Raw genomic sequence first — 22,753 nt, 5'->3', positions numbered from 1 at the left:
GAAAGAACGAGTGATTGGCAACGAAATTTAGTCGCATCGCCCTGTGGCGCGGGCACCCTTAAATTTGTCGGGGCAGCGTACGTTCTAGCTTGGATAAAGCCTGCTTCATGGCTGACACAGGTAGGGCAATGAAGATTTCTCGACGATGGTTCATGGCAGGCCTGGCGCTGACCGGCGCTGCGGTGCCTGCGGCGTATTTTGGTCATCGTGAATGGACCAGACCGGACCCCACGATCACCCCCGGCGAGGCGTCGTTCGACGTGGCCGACACGGCCGGTCAACGCCTGGCGAACAAGTTGCGCGGGGTTTGGGATATCCGTTTCGAGGGCCGCGACGCGGGTGTCGAAGGGCTGCCGGCAAGCGGTCTGCAAGTGTTTCTCGACATCGGCCAGAAGGGGCGCGGTGTCTGCGGCTTTCTGGATACGCCCGAGCGTCTGCGCTCTGGCGAAACACCGCGTTACCGAATAATCGGTGATCTGGCCGAGGGCGACGCGGCGAAGTTGAGCTGGCGGCTGATCAGTGCCAACGGCCATATCGACTACGAACTGCAAATGATCCTCGACGAAGTCTGGGCCGACTTCGGCAACGCCGGCAGCGGCAGCCTCAGCGGTCGGGTGTCACGTCTGGATCGGCCGCTGGCTTTGCCGATGCAGGACAACCGCTTCATTGCCGTGAAACAGTTATTCCCCGAAGCGCGGCAGCGTACGCCGCTGAACCCGACGCTGCTGGCGTGGCTGATCTCCCCCGAACACCGGTTGTTTCACCAGGTCTGGCACGCCACGCGGGACAAGTGGCACACCCTGGCCGAAGACAAACGCAATGCGTTGCGCGGTCTCGGCTGGCAACCCGGCCCGCGCGGCAAGGAGCGCGATGCCCGTGGCGATCGCAAGGATCGTAACGGCTCGGGCGTCGACTTTTTCTTCATGCACCGGCACATGCTGGGCACGGCGCGTTCGATGCAGGATCTGCCGTCGTGGGAATACTTCCCGCTGCCGCAGCCCGAGCTGATCCGCGACCGGGTCGGTTTCGCCCGTTACTTCGACAACCACGACGGCACGGCACTGCCGCCGACGTGGCTGGCCGATGGCGACAACGAATACAGCCAGTGGGTCAGCGACCTGAAAACCGCCGAGACCTACGAAAGCAACTTTCAGGTATGGGAATCGCAATACCGCGATCCGGCTTATCTGGCCAAACTCACGCTGGGTCAGTTCGGTTCTGAAGTGGAGTTGGGGCTGCATGACTGGCTGCATATGCGCTGGGCCTCGGTGCCGCGTGATCCGTCCAACGGCCAGCCGGTGCCGTTTGCCCGTGATCCGGCGGATTTCGCCGCGCGCTGGTTTGCGGCGGAAAACGACTTCCTCGGCGATCCGTTTTCATCCCACGTCAACCCGGTGTTCTGGCATTTCCACGGCTGGATCGATGACCGCATCGAGGACTGGTTCCGCGCTCACGAGCGTTTTCACCCGGGCGAAGTCACCCGGCAAGTGGTCAACGGTGTGCAGTGGTTTGCGCCGGGGCGCTGGAATGAGGTCGCGGATCCGTGGCTGGGGCCGACCACCCACGGTTGCAGCACCACGCCGGGGTTGCAGGTGGGCAAGTCAGTGGAGATGGATCCCGAGACCATGAAGCTGGCGCTGCGCATCACCTTCATCGGCGACGAGAAGAAACTTGCCGCGCTGTTCCGCCGCGTGCCGCAACGGCCGTGGTATGCGCGTCATTTGAAAGCCAAGGTTTAAAACAAAAGATCGCAGCGTGCGATCTTTTGTTCTTCAGCGCGTCTCCCAACCCCCACCCAACGCTTTGTACAGCGCAATGCTCGCCTGCATCCGCGCCAGCCGCAGTTGCACGTTGAGATCCTGCGCGGCGTACAGCGTGCGCTGGGTTTCCAGTACGGTCAGCAAGTCTTCGGCGCCGGCCTGATAGCGGCTCTGGGAGAGGTTGAACGCGGTCTGTGCCTGATTCAGCTCTTCGGTCTGCCATTGCCGTTGTTGATCCAGGCCCTGAATGCTGTTCAGGGCTTTTTCCACGTCGGCGAAGCCGTTGATGATCGCGCCGCGATAGGTTTCCAGCAGTTCTTCCTGGCGGGCGGTCGCCTTGTCGCGTTCTGCGGACAGGCGACCGTTATTGAAGATCGGTGCGATCAGCCCGGCGGTGAGGTTGTAGAACGGGCTACGCATCACATCGTCGAAGCGGTTGGCGCCGGAGCCCAGCTGCGCGCTCAGGGTGACCTTGGGCAGCATGGCGGCGCGGGCGACTTTGACGTCTGCCCGGGCGGCTGCCAGTTGCGCTTCGGCGCGGGCGATGTCCGGGCGTCGGGTCAGCAGGTCGCTGGGCAGCCCGGCAGCGATTTGTGGCCACTGCAGTTGGTCGAACGACTCGAGGCTCGGTGGCAGCTCTTGCACCGGTCGCCCGAGCAGTGCCGCCAGACCGATTCGCGCGTCCTCGGCCTGTTGCTGCACCGTCGGCAGTTGCCGCTGTTGCGCGGCCACCAGACTTTTCTGCTGAGCCAGTTCCAGCGCGGTGGCGGAGCCGGCATTGAAGCGGGTCTGCACCAGTTGCAAGACACTCTGCGCGTTGGCCAGGTTCAGCGCGGCAATGCGGCTTTGTTCCTGCAATGACAACGCCTGGGTGTAGCGGTTGGCGACGTCGCTGAGCAGGGTCAATTCCACGGTGGCCTGATCGAACTCACTCGCGCGCAGGCCCTGGCGGGCGCTCTCGCGGGTGGCGGCCTGACCGCCCCAGAAGTCGATTTCATAACTCGCGCTGAGGTTGGCGTCGAAGTAGTCCACGGCCTTGTTGCTGCTGTCGGCATCCAGTTGGCTGTAGCCGTTGCCGCGCAGCAGTTTCTGGCGGTTGGCGTTCAGGCCTGCGGTTAGTTCCGGTAATTGCGAACCGCCCGCGATCACTGTGCTTGCGCGTGCCTGACGTACGCGGGCAATGGCGGCGGCCAGGTCGTGGCTGCCGCTTTGCGCCTGCCCGATCAGCAGGTTCAGATGCGGGCTGGCGAAATGCGTCCACCATTGCTGGTTGGTCTGCGCCACCGATTGCCCGGTCGGCGACTGCCACGCGGCGGGGGCGGTCACGCCGCTTTCCGGGCGTGGCACGGGGCTGCCGCAGGCGCTCAGCATCAGGCAAAGGGTCAACAGGCTCAGTTGCGGTTTCATAGATCGATCATTCACTGGTGAGGGCCGTGACCGGGTCGAGCCGGGCAGCTTTGCGAGCGGGCATGAAGCCGAAAACGACCCCGGTGATCAGTGCGCAGGCGAAGGCGCCGGCGATGGCCACCAGGGAAAATGCGACAGCGACTTCGCTGAGTATCAACACACCGCCCACGAGCAGCGCCAGGCCGATGCCGGCAATGCCGCCGACCACCGAGAGCATCACCGCCTCGGTCAGGAACTGACGCAGGATGTCGCGCTGACGGGCGCCGGTGGCCATGCGGATACCGATTTCGCGAGTGCGTTCGCGCACGGTCATGAGCATGATGTTCATCACGCCGATGCCGCCGACCAGCAGCGAAATCGCGGCAATCGAACCGAGCATCAGTGACAGGGTGTTTTGCGTGCGAGCTTCGGCCTGAATCATCGCGGCATTGTTGGTCAGCTCGAAATCCTTCTTGCCGTTGTGCAACTGCAACATCAATTGCTCGATGGCCATTTCGGTTTCATGGACCTTGCGCGCATCGGCGGCAGCGATCACTACGTACTCGGGGTTGTGCGTGCCGAACAGTCGAACGCTGGCAGCGGAGTAGGGGATGGCGATGCGATTGTCGCTGTCCTGGTCGCCGGAGCTGGCGCCTTTGCCGGCCAGTACGCCGACCACCTGGAACGGTACGTTCTCGATCAGGATGTATTGACCGATGGGATTGCTCACGTCCTTGAGCAACTTGTCGCGGACCTTCTTGCCGATTACCGCCACGGCTGCACCGTTGCGCTCGTCGGCCTCGGTGAAGTAGCTGCCCTCGACCACCGGCCAGTTGAAGATCTCGGGGAAATTGGTGTCGTTGCCGCCGATGTAGCTCATATGGTCGAGGTTGCCGAAGCGCACCCCGGCTTCGGCGCCGTTGACCGGCATGATGCGAGTGATCTGCGGCAGGCTGGCCAGTGCGGCGACTTCATCGAGGGTAACGATGCCTGGTGGCGTGCGCGGGTTCGGCGCGGCGCCGCTGAGGTAAATGATGTTGGAGCCGAAGGCGCCCATCTGCGCCATGACCTGGCGTTTGCTGCCTTCACCGACGGCGAGCATGACCACCACCGATGCGACGCCGATGATGATCCCCAGCAGCGTCAGCGCGGTACGGAAGCGGTTGATCCACATGACGCGCCACGCCGCCTGCACCGCATCGACCAGTTCGCCTTTCCAGGCGCCGCTCGCTTCGCTGCCCTCGCTCAGGCGTTTGCGCAGATCCACGGCCTGCAAGGCGCCGGGGTTGGTGCTGGCCTGCACGGTGGGATCTTCCTTGGCGCTGTCGCGGATGATCAGGCCGTCGCTGATTTCAATGATGCGCTTGGCGCGCGCCGCCACTTCACGGTCATGGGTGATGAGGATGACCACATGACCCTGGCTCGCCAGCTCGTCGAGCAGCGCCATGACTTCCTTGCCGCTGTGGCTGTCGAGGGCGCCGGTCGGTTCGTCCGCCAGAATGATATGGCCGCCGTTCATCAAGGCGCGGGCAATCGACACCCGTTGTTGCTGGCCGCCGGAGAGTTGATGGGGGCGGTTGCCGGTGCGTGAGGCCAGACCGAGGCGCTCAAGCAGGGCGGCGGCCCGTGCATGGCGCTCGGCAGCCGGAATGCCGGCATAGATGGCCGGCATCTCGACGTTTTCCTGGGCGGAGCCCGACGGAATCAGGTGGTAACCCTGAAACACGAAACCGAAAGCCTCGCGACGCAGCCAGGCCAGTTCATCGGTGTCCAGGCCGGCGACGTTCTCACCGGCAAAACGGTATTCGCCGGATGTGGGCCGGTCGAGGCAACCGAGGATGTTCATCAGCGTCGATTTGCCGGAGCCGGATGCACCGACGATCGCCACGAACTCGCCGGCATGGATCGACAGATCGATGCCACGCAACACGTGAACTTCGGGCGTGTCGCCGCCGCCGTAGGATTTGCGGATGTCCTGCAGGTCGATCAGGGGCGTTTGCATTCAGCCTCCGCTGCCGTCGACCGGGCCGATCAACAGATGATCGCCTTCGCTGAGACCGTCGAGAATCTGCACCTTCAAACGGTCGCTGATGCCGGTACGCACGGTGCGTTGCTCAATGTCGCCGTTCTGCGCCACGACCCGGGCAACCTGACTGTCGGGTTTGGCGCTGCCGTGCAGGGCGGCAACCGGTGCGGTGAGGACGTTTTTTGCCTCGTTGGAGACGAAGAACACTTGTGTGGTCATTTCCGCCATCAGCGCGTTGTCGGCGTTATCGACATCCAGCAATACGGTGTACAGCACCACACGACCGGCACCGCTTTTGCTGGTGCTGGTCGGGCTGCCACCGCCCTGGCTGGTCTGGTCCAGCGGTTTGGGCGGCACCGGCAGGATCTGCCGCACGGTGCTGCTCCAGCGCCGGTTGCCGCCACTGAGGGTGGTGAAATAAGCGCTCATGCCCGGTTTGACGTGGCCGATGTCGGCTTCGGAGACTTCAGCCCAGACCGTCATTGGCGACAGCTTGGCGATCCGCAGGATCAGCGGTGTCTGTTGCTGGGCGTTGAGTGTCTGGCCTTCGCGAGCGTCCAGTGCGACCACGGTACCGGCCATCGGTGCGTAGATCCGGGTGTAACCGAGCTCGGCCTGATCGCTGCGCAGGCTCGCCTGTGCCTGACGGATCTGCGCCTGGAACATGTCGATGCGCGCCTGCGTGGCTTTCAGTTCGGCGCGGGCGGTTTGCACGTCTTCTTCACGGGTGGCGCCGCCGGCAGCCAGTTTCTGCTGGCGCTGATACTTCTGACGCGCCAGTTCATGTTGGGCCTGTTGTTCCTGCAACTGCGCCTTCAGGTTCTCGATGGAAAACTGGCTGGCGTCGAGTTTGGCCTTTTGCGTGGCCGGGTCGATCTCTACCAGCAACTGACCCTCCTTGACCACGTCGCCGACTTCCACGTGGATCTTGCGAATCTGCCCCGACGCCTGGGCGCCGACATCTACATACCGGCGAGGCTGGAGGGTGCCGAGTGCGGTCACGCTGCTTTCTATATCGCCGCGAGAGACCTGCACGGTGGTGAATTTGTCCCGACCGGGCGGCAACACCTGCCAGGCGGCAATAGCAATGACGGGGATAAGGCAAAGGGCGATGAGCAGGGCGCGTCGGGCGGGGCGGGGACGTTTCATGCAGGGTTCCGGCCAGTGGAAATAGGCCCGTCGTTCAGCAGGCACCGCGAGCGGGCCACGGTCGAACGCTGTCGCAGGACGCGACAGATACGGGGGCTGTCCTTTAAACGAGAGACGGGGTGGGGAATTTAAGCGCTGAAAAACGCGGTAACAGGTATAGCTGGCAACAATTTGTCGGGCAAATGGAAACAGCACTTTAAATCTATATGAGAATTACTATAAATTACGCACCTGAAATTGCCACTACCGTGCCACTGCCTTTTTCGACAGTCGCGGATCTGGCTCAAGGATCGAAACCGCACGCTGCGGCGGGGAATCATGTTGGAAAACTACTATCGCGAGTTGGTGTGTTTCCTGAACGCCAGGCTCGGCAACCGTCAGGTGGCCGAAGACGTGGTGCATGACGCTTATCTGCGGGTGCTGGAGCGATCCAGCGAAACGCCGATCGAGCAGCCTCGGGCATTTCTCTATCGCACCGCACTCAATCTGGTGATCGACGACCATCGACGCAATGCCCTGCGTCAGGTCGAATCGCTGGAAGTGCTCGACAGCGAAGAGCGCTATTTCACTCCATCCCCCCACAACACCTTCGATCACGGCCAGCGACTGGAGATGCTCCAGCGCGCCCTCGCTGAACTTTCGCCGCTGTGCCGCGAAAGTTTTCTGCTACGCAAGATCGAAGGCCTGTCGCACCCCGAAATCGCCCAGCACCTCGGCATTTCCAAGGCCCTGGTGGAAAAACACATCGTCAACGCCATGAAGCATTGCCGCCTGCGCATCAAGCAATGGGACGCCCATTGAGCCGTCGTCGTTAAATTTTATTTCACTGTCCTCGTTCCTACTCAACAGACGATCTGCTGTCCTGCTCAAGGCCGGTCAGGTCACTCAGGCTTTTCGTCCAGAGGACACTGGAAATGACACAGGCAATTGCATCGCCCATCGTTCACGACCTGATCGGCGTCGGTTTCGGCCCTTCGAACCTGGCGCTGGCCATCGCTCTGCAAGAGCGCGGCCCGACCCAGGGCGAACTGGATGTGCTGTTTCTCGACAAACAACCCAACTACAGCTGGCACGGCAACACCCTGTCGACCCAGAGCGAGTTGCAGATTTCCTTCCTCAAGGATCTGGTGACCCTGCGCAATCCGACCAGCCCGTATTCGTTCGTCAACTACCTCAAGCACCACGGCCGATTGGTGGACTTCATCAACCTCGGCACCTTCTACCCGTGCCGCATGGAGTACAACGACTACCTGCGCTGGGTGGCTGGGCAGTTCACCGAGCAGAGCCGCTACGGCGAAGAAGTGCTGACCATCGAGCCGGTGCTGCATAACCATCAGGTCGAAGCGCTGCGGGTGATTTCCCGTGGCACGGACGGCCAGCAGTTCGTGCGTACTGCGCGTTCGGTGGTGGTCAGCGCCGGCGGCACGCCGCGCATTCCCGAGGCGTTCAAGGCACTGAAGGGCGATGGTCGGGTGTTCCATCACTCGCAGTACCTGGCCGAGATGGCCAAGCAGCCGTGCATCAACAACCAGCCGATGAGCATCGCAATCATCGGTGGCGGGCAGAGCGCAGCGGAAGCCTTTATCGATCTGAACGACTCGTTCCCGTCGGTGCAGGTCGACATGATCCTGCGCGGCTCGGCGCTGAAACCGGCGGACGACAGCCCGTTCGTCAACGAAGTGTTCTCGCCGGAATTCACCGACCTGATCTTCCAGCAGAAGAGCAGCGAGCGTGAGCGTCTGGTCAACGAGTACCACAACACCAACTACTCGGTGGTCGACATCGACCTGATCGAGCGTATCTACGGCATCTTCTATCGCCAGAAAGTCTCGGGCGTGGCGCGTCACGCGTTCCGCACCCTGACCACGGTCGAGAAAGCCACTGCCACCGAACATGGCATTGAACTGACCGTGCGCAACAATGCCACCGGCGAAGTCACCGTACGTGCCTACGATGCGGTCGTGCTGGCCACCGGTTACGAGCGTCAGATGCACCGCAAACTGCTGGCGCCGCTGGAGGAGTACCTGGGCGATTTCGAGGTCGACCGCAATTACCGCCTGATCACCGACGAGCGCTGCAAGGCCGGTCTGTACATGCAGGGCTTCTGCCAGGCCAGCCATGGTCTGAGCGATACGCTGCTGTCGATCCTGCCGATCCGCGCGGACGAGATCGCCGGCTCGCTGTATGAGCATGGCAAGAACCGCGGGCACAGCCGTTCGGTGATGGATCTGTTGCTGGCGACTGCCAGCTAAGCATCCTTTCAGCCTGATCGTTCCCACACAGTGGGAACGATCTTCAGGCCAATCCTGAACCCTTCCTGAACACCCGCCACATTCCCCGACACACTTCCTTTTGCGGGTTTACTCTCCAGACATCGGGGCGTAAGCTTCGCGCGTTTTCATCAATAGCGGAGACCCACAGTGGGTACTTGTTCGAGTGACAGTTGTCGGCCGGTCCTTGTAACCGGCAGATTCTCGGCAAGATAACGCGCATTCCTTTGTGCCGTTGTCTCGCCGAACAGCGAGCAGCGGCATCCCGATCATGACCGGTCCCGGTCATGTACCGACGTCCTTCTCATCGACACTGAAAAGCCTGTGAAGTCGACTTCATCGTCGTCATTGCAGCCCTATCGACACGCCTGTCTTTTCTGACCGGCGCGCCACGCCTTGCCGTGCCGGTTTTCCGGTGCCCGAGACGAGGACGTACCTGCTCGACGGTTTCCCGGCTGACCATAGGGGCAACAGCCATGAAACTTACGCTCAAGGAATTTTTCGCAGGCTTCCTGCGGACCCGCCACATCGCCCGGCATTTCCGTCGCCTGGCCTTGCTGGAAACCCTCAGCGACACCACGGTCAGCCGTGAAGTGCCGCCGACTCTCGCCAATACACTGGTGGACGCCGCCCATTGCGACAGCGGCGTGCTGCTGTCGAACCTCGGCACCCACACCGATGGCCTGACCGATTTCGAAGTCGATGTGCTGCGCGCGCAGCACGGCCTCAACGAAGTCGAGCACGAGCAACCGCTGCCGTGGTGGACCCACCTGTGGCACTGCTACAAGAACCCGTTCAACCTGCTGCTGACCCTGTTGGCGGTAATCTCGTGGCTGACCGAAGACCTCAAGGCCGCCATCGTGATTTTCTCGATGGTGGTGCTGTCGACGCTGCTGCGCTTCTGGCAGGAAAGCAAATCCAACCAGGCCGCCGACGCGCTCAAGGCGATGGTCAGCAACACCGCCACCGTGCTGCGCCGGGATGCGCCGCGCGCTGAACTGCCGATCAAGCAACTGGTGCCAGGCGATCTGATCGTGCTGTCGGCCGGCGACATGATTCCCGCCGATTGCCGGGTGCTCAGCGCCAAGGATCTGTTCGTCAGCCAGGCGGCGATGACCGGCGAATCGATGCCGGTGGAAAAATTCCCGCGTCAGGCCGATCGTGACACGCGCAATCCGCTGGAGCTCGACAACATCCTGTTCATGGGCACCAACGTGGTGTCCGGCACGGCGGTGGCGGTGATTCTCACCACCGGCAACAGCACCTATTTCGGTGCGCTGGCGCAGCGGGTCGGGGCGACGGATCGCGCGGTAACTTCGTTCCAGCAAGGGGTGAACAAAGTCAGCTGGCTGTTGATCCGTTTCATGTTCGTCATGGCGCCGCTGGTGTTGTTCATCAACGGTTTCACCAAGGGCGACTGGACCGAAGCGCTGCTGTTCGCGCTGTCGATCGCCGTGGGCCTTACCCCGGAAATGCTGCCGATGATCGTCACCTCGACGCTGGCCAAGGGCGCGGTGTTCCTGTCGCGCAAGAAAGTCATCGTCAAACGCCTGGATGCGATCCAGAACTTCGGCGCCATGGACGTGCTGTGCACCGACAAGACCGGCACCCTGACCCAGGACAGGATCTTCCTGGCACGCAACGTCGATGTCTGGGGCGAAGACTCCGATGACGTGCTGGAAATGGCTTACCTCAACAGCTACTACCAGACCGGCCTGAAAAACCTGCTCGACGTGGCGGTCCTGGAACACGTGGAAATCCACCGCGAGCTGAAGGTCGGCACGGCGTTTCGCAAGGTCGACGAGATCCCGTTCGACTTCAACCGCCGGCGCATGTCGGTGGTGGTCGAAGGGCGCGGTCAGCCGCATCAACTGATCTGCAAAGGCGCGGTGGAAGAGGTTCTGTCGGTGTGCAGCCGGGTTCGTCACGGTGAAGTCGACGAAGCCTTGAGCGATGAATTGCTGGCGAAAATTCGTCAGGTCACCGCAGCATTCAACGCTGAAGGCTTGCGTGTGGTAGCAGTGGCAGCACGGTCGATGCCTGAAGGTCGCGACACTTACAGCCTGGGCGACGAGCAGGAACTGACGCTGATCGGTTACGTGGCGTTTCTCGATCCGCCGAAGGAAAGCACCGCCCCGGCACTCAAGGCCCTGGCCGAGCACGGCGTGGCCGTGAAAGTGCTGACCGGCGACAACGAGCTGGTGACCGCCAAGATCTGCCGCGAAGTGGGCCTGGCCCAGCAAGGCCTGCTGATGGGCAACGACATCGAACGCATGAGCGACGCGGAACTGGCAGTGGCCGTGGAAACCACCAATGTGTTCGCCAAGCTGACGCCGTCGCACAAGGAGCGCATCGTGCGCATCCTCAAGGGCAACGGCCACGTGGTCGGGTTCATGGGCGACGGCATCAACGACGCCCCGGCCCTGCGCACCGCCGACATCGGGATTTCCGTGGACAGCGCGGTGGATATCGCCAAGGAAGCGGCCGACATCATCCTGCTGGAAAAGAGCCTGATGGTGCTGGAGGAGGGCGTGCTGGAAGGGCGGCGGACCTTCGCCAACATGCTCAAGTACATCAAGATGACTGCCAGCTCGAACTTCGGCAACGTGTTCTCGGTGCTGGTGGCCAGCGCGTTCATTCCGTTCCTGCCGATGCTGCCGATGCACCTGCTGGTGCAGAACCTGCTGTATGACATTTCGCAGATCGCGATCCCGTTCGACAACGTCGACGACGAGATGCTGAAACAGCCGCAACGCTGGCAGCCAGGGGACGTCGGGCGCTTCATGCTGTTCTTCGGCCCGATCAGTTCGATCTTCGACATCACAACGTTCGCCTTGATGTGGTACGTGTTCGATGCCAACACCCCGGATCACCAGACCCTGTTCCAGTCCGGCTGGTTCGTGGTCGGGCTGCTGACCCAGACGCTGATCGTGCACATGATCCGCACGCCGAAGATTCCGTTCCTGCAAAGCCGCGCGGCCATGCCGTTGCTGGTGATGACCGGGATCATCATGGCCGTGGGCATCTTCCTGCCGATGGGGCCGCTGGCGCACTACTTCAAACTGCAGGCGCTGCCGTCGATGTACTTCGTGTTCCTGCCGGTGATCCTGCTGGCGTACATGGCGCTGACTCAAGCAGTTAAAGGCTTCTACATCCGCCGGTTCGGCTGGCAGTAACAGGCAAGATTCCCCCCTTGTGGGAGCAAGGGGGGCGGTTTCAAGGAGTTCGACATGCAAGCGATCAACAATCTCAACCTCAGCTCATTGCTCGACACGCTGGTCAGCCTCAGCGCGGCGTTCATCCTCGGCGGCCTGATCGGCTTCGAGCGCCAGTACCGGCAACGCACGGCGGGCTTGCGCACCAATGTGCTGGTGGCGGTCGGCGCGGCGATTTTCGTCGACATGGCCAACCGTCTCGCCGGTGCCGAAGGCGCGGTCCGGGTGGTCGCGTATGTGGTCTCCGGCATCGGCTTTCTCGGTGCCGGGGTGATCATGCGCGAAGAGGGCAACGTGCGCGGCCTCAACACCGCCGCCACGCTCTGGACCTCGGCAGCCGTCGGTGCCTGTGCCGGTGCCGACCTGCTGGCCGAAGCGGTGCTGGGCACCTTGTTCGTGCTCGCCGCCAATACCTTGCTGCGGCCGATCGTCAACAACATCAACCGTCAGCCGCTCGATGTGGTCTCGGCGGAAGTCACCAACATCGTCTATGTCATTGCCCGGCGCTCGCAGCAAACGGCCGTGTTCGCCCTGCTTGAAGCGGAGCTTGAACGCAGCAACTACCCGGCCAGTGATGTCGATGTGCACGCCTTCGGTGCCGACGAAATCGAGATCGAAGCCACGCTCGCAACCACGTCGGTGGACGGCGATGAACTGGACGCACTGGTGAAGCGGATTTCCACTTCAAGCCTGGTGGTGCAGGCGTTCTGGAGTCCGAGCACCACGGAATAGCTTTTTCAATCCGGATGAGTGACGGTGTTTTTCGGAAAAGTCCTACAGAGCGCATCCCGATGCTTGGGTAGTCTTGCCGCCACTTGAAGCGACTACCCGGACTTCCACGTTGACCGACAAAACCCTGCGCATCCTGATCGCCGACCTGCAGCATTTTCACCGGATGAAGATCGAGCGGCTGTTCAATGGTCTCGATTACTACCGCATTGCACCGGTACAGAGCCTTGCCGAACTGCTGACGCTGGTCGATTACGGCTGTCAGCCGTTCGATGTCCTGGTGATTAATGCCGAGCTGGCGACCGGGATCGCGGATCTGCGTGGTTTTCTGTTTGATCACCCACTCGTCCGAAGGGCGCTGGTCTATGGTGAATCGGCGGACTCTTCAGGTGTTTCCAGGCGATTTGGGGCAAAGATCATCACTAGCCCTGAAGCATTGCCTTCCATCCGCGCCATCGAACAGTTGATGAACTCGGTCGAGGGTTCGTCTGGGCGCTCTTCGCGTGTTCGATCACAGATCGGCCGAACGCACAACTGTCAGATCTGACAGGTGATTCAGGGTGCATACCGTGCAACAGTTGTAGCGCAGCTACCAATAGTCCCGTTCAAGCCAGATCGGTGGCGTCGTGTCATGTATTCGCCCCGGGAGTGATCATGGGTTCAGCATTGATCGTTGATGATCATCCAGTGGTGGTGGGTGCCCTACGCCTGGTTCTGGAGTCTGCGGGTTACACACCGATCCATGTGACTGGCAGAGGTGTCGATGTGGTGCCGATGCTGCGTGAGCACGCGCCGAAACTGGTAGTGCTCGACCTGAAACTCGATGGCTTCGGCGGCCTGGAGGTGTTAGCCCGCATCAGAGCCGTCGGGCTGGTCTGCAATGTGGTGATTTTCACCTCGGCCGACCCTGAACACTATCTGATGCGCTGTCGACGTGCAGGGGCGATGGCTTTTGTCGCCAAATCCGCCTCGATGCAGCATTTGCAAAATGCAATCAAAGCCGTCCGTTCGGGTTATACCTACTTCCCCGAAATGCCTGTGGTCAATACCGGGCAATCCGAAGCACATCGCGATGAACGAGAGTTGATTGCACTTCTGTCCACTCGCGAAATGGAGATCATGCTGAAGCTGGCCAGAGGCGAGTCCAACAAGCACATTGCGCTTGCGATGAACCTTAGCCACAAAACCATCAGCACCTACAAGACCCGCCTGATGCTGAAGCTCGGGGTAAGCTCACTGGTGGTGTTGCGAGAGTTTGTCAAACGCAACGGTCTGCTTCCATAGGCTGCCCATGATATGGCCTCTGCGGTTCGTTCTTCTGTCGATACTGATGCTTGCAAGCACAGTGCACGCGACCGAGGCACAACGGCTGGAAATCGTCTCCCGCACCCGCCTTGAGGGTGTGCAGATTCAACTGGATGAGCAGGATCGACAGTGGCTCCGTGCGCACCCGGTATTGCGCATCGGTGCCTCCTGGCCGGACTACCCGCCCTTTGAACTGACCCGCAAGCGCCATGAGCTGGAAGGCCTCACGGCCGATTACGCTGATGCGATTGCGCAGATTTTGAACATCGACGTCGAAGTCTGGTGTCATGCCAACCGCGCAAGCGCCATGGCCGCGCTCAAGGCCGGTGAGGTAGACCTGCTGGGCACGTCGAACAACTTCGAGATCGCTGATCCCGAACTGATGCTGTCGCGCGCCTACGCCGAGGATCAGCCGATGTGGGTGACCCGGCTCAATGAGGCGTTACCGGATGATCTCGCCGGCAAGCGCATCGCCATGGTGGACGATTACCTGCCAGCCTCGACCATCGAAGAGGCTTACCCGAAAGCTTCCCTGCAGCGCTATCGATCGATCCTCGATGCCCTCGGCGCCGTGGCGTTCGGCCGGGATGATCTGTACCTCGGTGACTTCATCAGCGCCAGCTACCTGATCAACACCCATTTTCAAAACGACCTGCAACTGGCCGGGCCCTCGGGCCTCGACGCCAACCCGTTCGGCTTTGCTCTGGCTCGCAGCAACATCCGCTTGAAACGTCTGGTCGACAAGGCCCTGCTGGCCATTCCCATGGAGCAGCGCCTGGCCATGGAACTGCGCTGGAGCGCCGGTCGAGCCGACATAGCGGCGCAGTCGCGGGTGAGCCTGAGTGACAGCGAGCAACAATGGCTGGATCAGCATCCGGTGGTACGGGTCGGCGCTGTCGATGATTTTGCACCGCTGACATTCTTTGACACCGATGGCCGCTTCAGTGGTCTGGTCGCTCAATTGCTCAACCTGATCAGTCAGCGCAGCGGCCTGACATTCGAGGTGGTGCGCGGTCAATCTCTGGATCGTCAGGTCGAGCAACTCAGAAACGGTGAGCTGGACCTGTTGCCGGTGATGACACCGAGCCGCGAGCGCGAAACGCAAATGTTGTTCACTCGCTCGTACGCCAACAGTCCCTTTGTCTTGATCACCGAGTCGAAGGCACAGGCGCCGCGCAGTCTCGAAGAGATGGCGGGTAAACGTCTGGCGCTCTATCGCGGCAATCCGCTGCGTGATTACCTGCTGGAACACGTGCCGCAGATCAACCTGATCGAATTGCCGAGCCCGGCGGACGGTACGCGGGCGCTGTTTGATGGTCGGGCCGATGCGACATTGAGCTCGTTGCTGGTGGCGCGTTATCAGATCGATCACCAGTACCGTGAGCGCTTGCGCATAGCCTCTACGCTGGGGGATCAACCGGCCCGGATCGCCATGGCCACGGCGCCCGATGCCCCGCAGCTGCAGTCGATTCTGAACAAGGCGCTGCTGGGCATTGCACCTCAGGAAATCGACGGTCTGGTCGCGAGATGGAGTCGGAACGTGGTGCTGCAGGACAGCTATTGGCAGCGCCATCGAGAGCAAATATTGCGCGGGTTTGCCGTAGCCGCCGGTCTGCTGTTGCTGGCATTGGGCTGGATCGCCTTTCAGCGTCGGCAGATCCGCCAGCGCCAGCAATGGCTTCAGCAGTTGCAGGAAGCCAAGGACGCAGCCGACGAAGCCAATCGCGCCAAGAGCACGTTTCTGGCGACCATGAGTCATGAAATCCGCACACCGATGAACGCGCTGATCGGCATGCTCGAACTCGCCCTCAAGCGTGCCGATGAAGGCGTGACCGATCGCCAGGCGATCGAAGTGGCGTCCAGCGCCGGGCAGCAGTTGCTGGCATTGATCGGCGATATTCTCGACATCGCCCGCATCGAGTCCGGGCATCTGTCGCTGGCCCCCAAGCGCGCCAATCTACGTGAGGTGGTGGCGTCGGTGTGTCGGATTTTCGAAGGCCTGGCCCGGCAGAAGCAATTGTTGTTGCATGTCGAACTGGATGAGCGCAGCGACGTCGAGGTGATGCTCGATCCCCTGCGTTTCAAACAAGTGGTCTCGAATCTGTTGAGCAATGCAATCAAATTCACCGAAGCCGGGGAAGTGAGCCTGTGTTTGCGCGTGTTCGGCGAGCACGGCGGGTTGATTGAAGTGGGTGTGGCCATTGAAGACAGTGGCCGTGGGATCAGCGCCGAGGATCAGCAGCGGTTGTTCAGCCCGTTTGTACAGGTCGGCGATCATCGGTCTGTGGCGCACGGCGGCTCCGGCCTGGGGCTGGTGATCAGCCGCAACCTGTGCCGGTTGATGGGCGGCGATTTGTGGATGAACAGCGAGTTGAACCGCGGCACTCAGGTCATGCTGCGACTGGAGCTGCCGGTGCTGGCGCCGCGGGTGCAGAAGGAAGAAGCGGCACCTGCGGTAGCAATGACAAATTCACTGGCCGTGCTGGTGGTGGACGACCATCCGGTCAATCGCCTGCTGTTGTGCCGGCAGTTGAGTGAACTCGGCCATCGCCCCGTTGACACCGATGGCGGTGAGCGCGCGCTGGCACTGTGGCGCGGGCAATCGTTCGATGCTTTGATCACTGATATCAACATGCAGGGGCTCAACGGTTATGAACTGACGCGCGCGGTGCGTCAGGAAGAAGCCGCGACGGGCAGGGCGCCCTGCCTGATTCTCGGATTTACCGCCAATGCGCAAATCGAAGAAAGGCAGCGCTGCCGGGCGGCCGGAATGAACGATTGCCTGTTCAAGCCGGTGCTGCTGCGCGAGCTGAGTCAGGCGCTGATGGCCGCCGGAGCAGAGACGCAGGTCGAGAGCTTGGACGAGTCGGCGGTGTCCGAGTTCGATCTGAGTGCGCTGTTGCAACTGGCAGGCGCGGACAACCCGCTGATCGAACAATTGCGTGAGGAGGTGCGTAACAGCCTGCGCATCGACCTGCAGCGTCTGGAAGCATCAGGTCTTGATCGTGATGCCTTGCGTGATCTGGCGCATCACGTCACGGGCGGGGCGCACATGATTGGTGCCGAGCGCGTGGTCTCGGCGTGTCGGGTGCTCGAGCAGGCTTGCCGTGACGATCAGCCCGCAGCGGCATTGACGGCCGCCATCGATTCGCTGCGCGTGGCCATGCACGACCTCGCGCAGCAGCTTCAGGCCTGATCGGTCAGTCCCACTGCGGCGCGATGCCTTTGGGGCTGGTCAGGCGATGGCCGCGATCCAGTGTGGCGATCAGCGCCATGTCGGCGTCGCTCAGGGTCAGCGCCATGGCGCCAAGGTTGCCTTGCAGGTTGGCACGTTTGGTCGACGACGGAATCACCGCGTAACCCGATTGCATCGCCCACGCCAGAGTGACCTGCGCCGGGGTGGCTTGCAGACGCTCGGCGATCTGCACGATCAGCGGATCCTTCAGCACTTCGCCATAGGCCAGGGTCATGTACGACGTGATCTGGATGCCCTGACTTTGCGCGAACTCGACGACCTTGCGGTTTTGCAGGTACGGGTGGAGTTCGATCTGGTTGGTGGCGATATTTTCTGCGCCGACCGCAGCAATCGCCTGTTTCATCAGGTCGATGGTGAAGTTGGACACGCCGATCTGCCGGGTCAGGCCCAGGCGTTTGGCTTCCAGCAGCGCGCCCATGAACTCTTCGACGGGCACCTGATCTTCCGGCGACGGCCAGTGGATCAGCGTCAGGTCAAGGTAGTCGGTCTGCAGTTTTTGCAGGCTCGCCTTGAGGCTTTCGATCAGGCGATCCCTGGCGAAGTTGGCGATCCAGATCTTGCTGGTGATGAACAGCTCTTCACGGGCAATGCCGCTGCCAGCGATGGCTGCGCCGACGTCGGCCTCGTTTTCGTAGATCTGTGCGGTGTCGATGACCCGGTAACCCAGTTCAAGGGCAGTGCTCACCGAATCGATGACCACCTGACCTTGCAGGCGAAACGTACCAAGACCGAAAGCGGGAACAGACATGCAGGAACTCCAGGGTTGCAGTGGGTATGGGCAGGAGTATCCGCGTCTGATTCCTCGGGAAAAACCGCTGTCGGGGCAAAGTACTGTTGACTGAAAAGCACGAATCACATTGATCGCTCATCGTTCCATCAATAGAACGATGAGGACGGTTTTGGCTGACTAGTACTAAATACGTGGCGAATTTATGATCAGCCCATGATCAACCTGATTTCGGAGCCCACCATGAAAAAACTGATCGGTATCTACACCAGCCCTCGCGGCCACTGGGTCGGCGATGGGTTTCCGGTGCGCACCCTGTTTTCCTACGACAACCTGGGCAAGCACATCAGCCCGTTCCTGCTGCTGGATCATGCCGGACCTGCGCATTTCACCCCGACTATTGAGCGCCGTGGCGTGGGGCAGCATCCGCACCGTGGCTTCGAAACCGTGACCATCGTTTACGAAGGCGAAGTGCAGCACCGTGATTCCACCGGCAGCGGCGGCACCATCGGTCCGGGCGATGTGCAGTGGATGACGGCGGCTTCCGGCATCCTGCATGAAGAATTCCACTCGGAAAACTTCGCTCGAACCGGCGGCAATCTGGAAATGGTGCAACTGTGGGTGAATCTGCCGGCCAAGGACAAAATGGCCGCGCCGGGTTACCAGACCATCCTGGACAGTGATATCCCGCAAATCGCGCTCAATGACGGTGCCGGCAGCCTGCGCCTGATCGCCGGTGAGTTCGACGGTCACAAGGGCCCATCCCGCACGTTTACGCCAATCGACGTGTGGGACCTGCGCCTGAACGCCGGCAAGCTGCTTACGCTGGATCTTCACGAAGGCCGCAACACCGCGCTGGTGGTGTTGAAGGGTTCGGTTCAGATCAACGGTGGGGAGTCGATGCGCGAAGGCCAGTTGGCGCTGTTCGAGCGTGATGGCGATCGCATCACCCTTGAAGCCAGCGCGGACGCGGTGGTGCTGCTGCTCAGCGGCGAGCCGATCGACGAGCCGATTGTCGGCCACGGCCCGTTCGTGATGAACACCGAGCAGGAAATCCATCAGGCTTTCGCCGACTTCCAGTCCGGCCGCTTCGGCCAGATGCACAGCTAAAAAAACCGGCAGGCGCCACGTGCGCCTGCCGGTTTTTTTGCGCACGCGCAGTGGCGCTCATCCCGCCAAATCAATTACTCCTACACTGAGCCCAATCTGTGCGATCTTCTCGCGACTGGCCCCTGTCGGAGTTGTTTGATGCTGTCTCTGCTCACCGATCATCCGTTGTTTTGCGCCTTGATCCTGATCCTGATCGATCTCGGTCTGTGGCGTCTGATCAGCGCCCACGGCAGCGCGTGGAAACTGTTGGTGCGGGTGCTGATTTTCGCCCTGTTCAGCATCCTGCTGTTCAACGAAGGGCTCAACCCGATGGAGCCTGCGCCGTGGGCTGACAACGTGCCGTTGCATCTGGCGGCGACCGGTTTGCAGATTGGTTGGTGGCTGTTCGGCGCGCGCACTCTGACGGTGTTGATCGGCGCAGTGATGATGCAGCGGGTCGGGCACACCGGGCGGTTGTTGCAGGATTTGCTGGGTGCGGTGATCTTCCTGATTGCGATCATCGCGGCGCTGGCCTACGTGCTGGATCTGCCGGTCAAAGGCGTGCTGGCAACGTCCGGGGCGTTGGCGATCATCGTCGGTCTGGCCTTGCAGAGCACCCTGAGCGACGTGTTTTCCGGGATCGTGCTCAACACCACCAAGCCTTATCAACTGGATGACTGGATTTCCATCGACGGCACTGAAGGCCGGGTCACCGACATTGACTGGCGCGCCACGCGCCTGCAAACCAGTCAGGGCAGCATGGCGGTGATTCCCAACTCGCTGGCGGCCAAGGCCAAGATCATCAACTTCAGCCGGCCGAGCAACATGTTCGGGGTTGCCGTCAGCGTGCAGGTCAGCCCCCATGCGCGGCCGAGTTCGGTGATCGATGCCCTGGAGCGCGCGATGCAGGGCTGTCGCCAACTGCTGGAGAACCCCGCGCCGAGTGTTGCGCTGAAGAGCTCCAGCAGTGCAGGCACCGAATATGAAATCAGCGGGTTCGTCGCCTCGATGAGTGAAAAGCGCGTGGTGCGCAATCAGCTGTTCGACCTGGCCTACCGGCATCTGCAAGCGTCCGGGGTCAATCTGCTGTCGAGTGATGAGCCGGGTGTTCCGAGCAATCTCTCGCGACCTCGGGCGTTGCTCGACAGCTCGCCGATTTTCTCCACCCTGCGTCAGGAGGAGAAAGAAACCTTCAGCCAGAACATGACCCTGCAAACCTTCCGTGCCGGCGAGATGATTCTGGCGGGTGGGGAGGTCAGCGATCACTTGTTCATCATTGAGTCCGGCGTGGTCTCGGTGACGCTCAAGCGCCACGGCACGCCGTTCGAGTCCGGACGGATGGGGCCGGGCGAAGTGATCGGCGAGGCGGGGATTGTGTCCGATACCTCATTGCCGGCCGACTTCTCCGCCAAGACCTTCTGCGCGCTGTACCGCATCGAGAAGTCTTATCTCAAGCCGTGCCTCGATGCCCGTCACGACATCAACGATGCGATGAAGGCGCTGCTCGATTTCCGCCTGCACAAGGCGCAATCCCTGACGGAAGATACGCCGGTGGTCGTACCGAAAAAAGGCTTCCTGCAATGGCTGCGCAATCGCGTGTAAAAGGAGGATCCAACGCAACCGCTGCGGGGGGACCGGTGTCACAGGTTCTATCGGTCAATGGCAGGAGCCCGGACGATGAAAAAAATGCGCATTGCCACGTTCAACGTCAACGGCCTGCGTGCCCGTCTGCCAAATCTGCTGGAATGGCTCAGGCGCGAGCAGCCGGACATCGCCTGTTTGCAGGAGCTGAAACTGGTGGACAGCGCGTTTCCTGCCGCCGATCTGGAGGCCGCCGGCTACGGCGCTATCTGGCACGGCCAGGCGTCATGGAACGGCGTGGCGATTCTTGCCCGCGATACGCAACCGCTGGAGAGCCGGCGCGGCCTGCCCGGCGATCCCGACGATAAACACAGCCGCTATCTCGAGGCGGCAGTGCACGGGGTGTTGGTGGGGTGCCTTTACCTGCCCAATGGCAACCCGCAACCGGGGCCGAAGTTCGACTACAAGCTGGCCTGGTTCGAGCGTCTGATCAAATACGCCCGGGACCTGCAAAGCAGCGATCACCCGGTGGTGCTGGCCGGCGATTACAACGTGGTGCCCACCGATCTGGATATCTACAACACACGGTCCTGGCTCAAGGATGCGTTGTTGCAACCGGAGAGCCGCGAGTGCTACCAGCGCCTGCTGGATCAGGGCTGGACGGACTCTTTGCGGCATCTGTATCCCGAAGATCGGCTGTACACGTTCTGGGACTATTTCCGTCAGCACTGGCAGAAGAACTCCGGGTTGCGGATCGACCATCTGCTGCTCAATCCGACACTGAGCCCTTATCTGCACGAGGCCGGTGTGGATGCCTGGGTGCGCAACGAACCGCATGCCAGCGACCACGCGCCGACGTGGATTTGCATCGATTCGCGTAAAAGGCGCTAGCCGGTGATTGGTTAATTCAATTGTCGATTCGATGCCCGGATCCCGTATACATGGCGACTATCGGCGGTACGATCCGCGCCCCCATGCAAAAGGACCCAGCCATGAGCGAGCCACGCCTGACGAATCTGAAACAGTACCTGCAACGCCTGGGATTCGATGCGCCCCCGGCACCGACACTTGAAACCCTGCGCTCGTTGCAACTGCGCCATACCGGCGCCTTTCCTTTCGAAAACCTGTCGACGCTCAGTGGCGAACCCGTCCTGATCGATCTGCCCTCCATTGAGCGCAAGGTCCTGAACAACGCCCGTGGCGGGTACTGCTACGAGCTGAACAACCTGTTTCTGGCCTTGCTGCTGGAGCTGGGGTTCGACGCACGGGGCATCAGCGGGCGCGTGGTCATGAATCAGCCCGAAGGCAGCTGGACCGCGCGCACCCATCGCTTGAGCCTGGTGACCGTTGACGACGTGCGCTACATCACCGACGTCGGCTTCGGCGGCATGGTGCCGACCGCGCCACTGGTGCTGGATACCGACGCCGAGCAATCCACGCCGCACGAACCGTATCGCATCGAAGTGCAGGCCGATGGCTACATGCTGCGGGCCAGGGTCGCTGGCGAATGGCGGCCGATGTACCTGTTCGATCTGCAGCGCCAGGAAGACATCGATTACACCCTCGGCAACTGGTACGTCTCGACCCACCCGGACTCGCCATTTGCCCAGCGCCTGATGGTGGCGCGTACGGGCGACGGCTGGCGGCGCACCTTGAACAACGGCAGTTTCGCCATTCACCGCATCGGCGTCGAGAGCGAGCGGCGCGAAGTGACAGATGTTGATGAACTGATCGAATTGCTGGAACGGGAATTTGGCCTGCGCTTGCCGCACCAGCCCGGTGCACGAGAGGCTCTGGCGCGCTTGATTCGGCCAGTTTGAACGCTACGGTTTGACGTCCGGTTCCAGTACCCGCCGGATCTCGTTCACGGCCGCCGACAGTTTTTTCTCAAGGCTCTTGAGGTCGGTGGCGGTGATGCCTTGCTTGAATTGCCCGCTTGAATCTTCGAGTTCAACAGCTGCCCCACGGCTGTTAAGCAATGCATGGCGCAGGGTGTTGTTGATGACCGTCTGATAGCCAAACCCCTCGCTTTCAGCGACCTCGCGCGCGGCTTCGATCACCGCGTCATCGAGCATGATGGTGATGCGCGTTTTACCCTTGGTGGGAGCAATGTCGCCGCGTTTACCGTCGCTGAAATTGTATCCATCTTTCATTGATCATCTCTGCGCAAAGTTGCCATCGCTCGCTGGGCTCGAATGGGTTGGCAGCATTCTTGCTTTTGTCGAACTGAATCTTGAATGACTTCGCTATGCATACTTTG

At 61.3% G+C, this 22,753-nt stretch carries 17 protein-coding genes; 12 read left to right on the top strand and 5 right to left on the bottom strand.

What is annotated here, in order from left to right; all coding sequences use genetic code 11:
- The first annotated feature begins 128 nt into the window (after positions 1-128).
- Positions 129-1,739, top strand: coding sequence for a pyoverdine maturation tyrosinase PvdP (pvdP, locus tag QRN46_RS11465; RefSeq protein ID WP_011333318.1), 1,611 nt, complete (start codon positions 129-131; stop codon positions 1,737-1,739).
- Between the two features lie 33 nt (positions 1,740-1,772).
- Here the strand turns inward: pvdP and QRN46_RS11460 are convergent, their stop codons facing one another.
- Genes QRN46_RS11460 through QRN46_RS11450 form a run of 3 tightly spaced genes read right to left on the bottom strand, consistent with a single transcriptional unit; the run spans position 1,773 to position 6,321 of the window.
- Positions 1,773-3,167: an efflux transporter outer membrane subunit gene (locus QRN46_RS11460; protein WP_285354698.1), complete on the bottom strand. Its 1,395-nt coding sequence runs from the start codon at positions 3,165-3,167 to the stop codon at positions 1,773-1,775.
- Positions 3,168-3,174: 7 nt separating this feature from the next.
- Complete coding sequence (locus QRN46_RS11455) at positions 3,175-5,148, bottom strand: MacB family efflux pump subunit (protein WP_011333320.1); 1,974 nt, start codon at positions 5,146-5,148, stop codon at positions 3,175-3,177.
- Complete coding sequence (locus QRN46_RS11450) at positions 5,149-6,321, bottom strand: efflux RND transporter periplasmic adaptor subunit (protein WP_285354697.1); 1,173 nt, start codon at positions 6,319-6,321, stop codon at positions 5,149-5,151.
- Positions 6,322-6,639: 318 nt separating this feature from the next.
- Between QRN46_RS11450 and QRN46_RS11445 the strand changes: the two genes are divergently transcribed.
- The 7 genes from QRN46_RS11445 to QRN46_RS11415 all read left to right on the top strand — a co-directional run bounded on the left by QRN46_RS11445 (position 6,640) and on the right by QRN46_RS11415 (position 17,036).
- Complete coding sequence (locus QRN46_RS11445) at positions 6,640-7,122, top strand: sigma-70 family RNA polymerase sigma factor (RefSeq protein ID WP_011333322.1); 483 nt, start codon at positions 6,640-6,642, stop codon at positions 7,120-7,122.
- A 113-nt stretch (positions 7,123-7,235) separates the two neighbouring features.
- Positions 7,236-8,573, top strand: coding sequence for a lysine N(6)-hydroxylase/L-ornithine N(5)-oxygenase family protein (locus QRN46_RS11440; RefSeq protein ID WP_011333323.1), 1,338 nt, complete (start codon positions 7,236-7,238; stop codon positions 8,571-8,573).
- A 494-nt stretch (positions 8,574-9,067) separates the two neighbouring features.
- Positions 9,068-11,767, top strand: a complete 2,700-nt coding sequence (gene mgtA / locus QRN46_RS11435) for a magnesium-translocating P-type ATPase (RefSeq protein WP_011333324.1) — start codon at positions 9,068-9,070, stop codon at positions 11,765-11,767.
- A 54-nt stretch (positions 11,768-11,821) separates the two neighbouring features.
- Positions 11,822-12,538: an MgtC/SapB family protein gene (locus tag QRN46_RS11430; RefSeq protein ID WP_011333325.1), complete on the top strand. Its 717-nt coding sequence runs from the start codon at positions 11,822-11,824 to the stop codon at positions 12,536-12,538.
- Positions 12,539-12,647: 109 nt separating this feature from the next.
- Positions 12,648-13,082 carry a hypothetical protein gene (locus QRN46_RS11425; RefSeq protein ID WP_041475191.1) on the top strand — a complete coding sequence of 145 codons (435 nt, stop codon included), beginning with the start codon at positions 12,648-12,650 and terminating at the stop codon, positions 13,080-13,082.
- 107 nt (positions 13,083-13,189) lie between these two features.
- Positions 13,190-13,819 carry a response regulator transcription factor gene (locus tag QRN46_RS11420; protein WP_011333327.1) on the top strand — a complete coding sequence of 210 codons (630 nt, stop codon included), beginning with the start codon at positions 13,190-13,192 and terminating at the stop codon, positions 13,817-13,819.
- A 7-nt stretch (positions 13,820-13,826) separates the two neighbouring features.
- The gene (locus tag QRN46_RS11415) at positions 13,827-17,036 is read left to right on the top strand and encodes a transporter substrate-binding domain-containing protein (RefSeq protein ID WP_285354696.1); all 3,210 of its coding nucleotides are present in this window, start codon (positions 13,827-13,829) and stop codon (positions 17,034-17,036) included.
- A gap of 4 nt (positions 17,037-17,040) precedes the next feature.
- Here the strand turns inward: QRN46_RS11415 and dkgB are convergent, their stop codons facing one another.
- Entirely contained in the window at positions 17,041-17,844 is an 804-nt protein-coding gene (gene dkgB, locus QRN46_RS11410) for a 2,5-didehydrogluconate reductase DkgB (protein ID WP_285354695.1), read from the bottom strand.
- 222 nt (positions 17,845-18,066) lie between these two features.
- Between dkgB and QRN46_RS11405 the strand changes: the two genes are divergently transcribed.
- From QRN46_RS11405 to QRN46_RS11390, 4 genes are all read left to right on the top strand, one after another.
- Positions 18,067-18,933 (top strand): pirin family protein, encoded by an 867-nt coding sequence (locus tag QRN46_RS11405; protein ID WP_011333330.1) that lies wholly within the window; start codon positions 18,067-18,069, stop codon positions 18,931-18,933.
- A gap of 138 nt (positions 18,934-19,071) precedes the next feature.
- Complete coding sequence (locus tag QRN46_RS11400) at positions 19,072-20,514, top strand: mechanosensitive ion channel family protein (RefSeq protein WP_285354694.1); 1,443 nt, start codon at positions 19,072-19,074, stop codon at positions 20,512-20,514.
- Between the two features lie 75 nt (positions 20,515-20,589).
- Positions 20,590-21,384, top strand: coding sequence for an exodeoxyribonuclease III (locus QRN46_RS11395; protein WP_221615645.1), 795 nt, complete (start codon positions 20,590-20,592; stop codon positions 21,382-21,384).
- 101 nt (positions 21,385-21,485) lie between these two features.
- A complete protein-coding gene (locus tag QRN46_RS11390; RefSeq protein ID WP_285354693.1) occupies positions 21,486-22,313 on the top strand; it encodes an arylamine N-acetyltransferase family protein in 828 nt (275 codons plus the stop codon).
- Between the two features lie 3 nt (positions 22,314-22,316).
- Here the strand turns inward: QRN46_RS11390 and QRN46_RS11385 are convergent, their stop codons facing one another.
- Complete coding sequence (locus QRN46_RS11385) at positions 22,317-22,646, bottom strand: BrnA antitoxin family protein (protein WP_085655211.1); 330 nt, start codon at positions 22,644-22,646, stop codon at positions 22,317-22,319.
- Positions 22,647-22,753: the final 107 nt, after the last annotated feature.

Origin of the sequence: Pseudomonas sp. lyk4-R2A-10, assembly GCF_030209075.1 — a bacterium.
Classification (GTDB): Bacteria; Pseudomonadota; Gammaproteobacteria; order Pseudomonadales; family Pseudomonadaceae; genus Aquipseudomonas; species Aquipseudomonas glycinae.
This window is presented reverse-complemented; position numbering and strand designations above follow the sequence as displayed.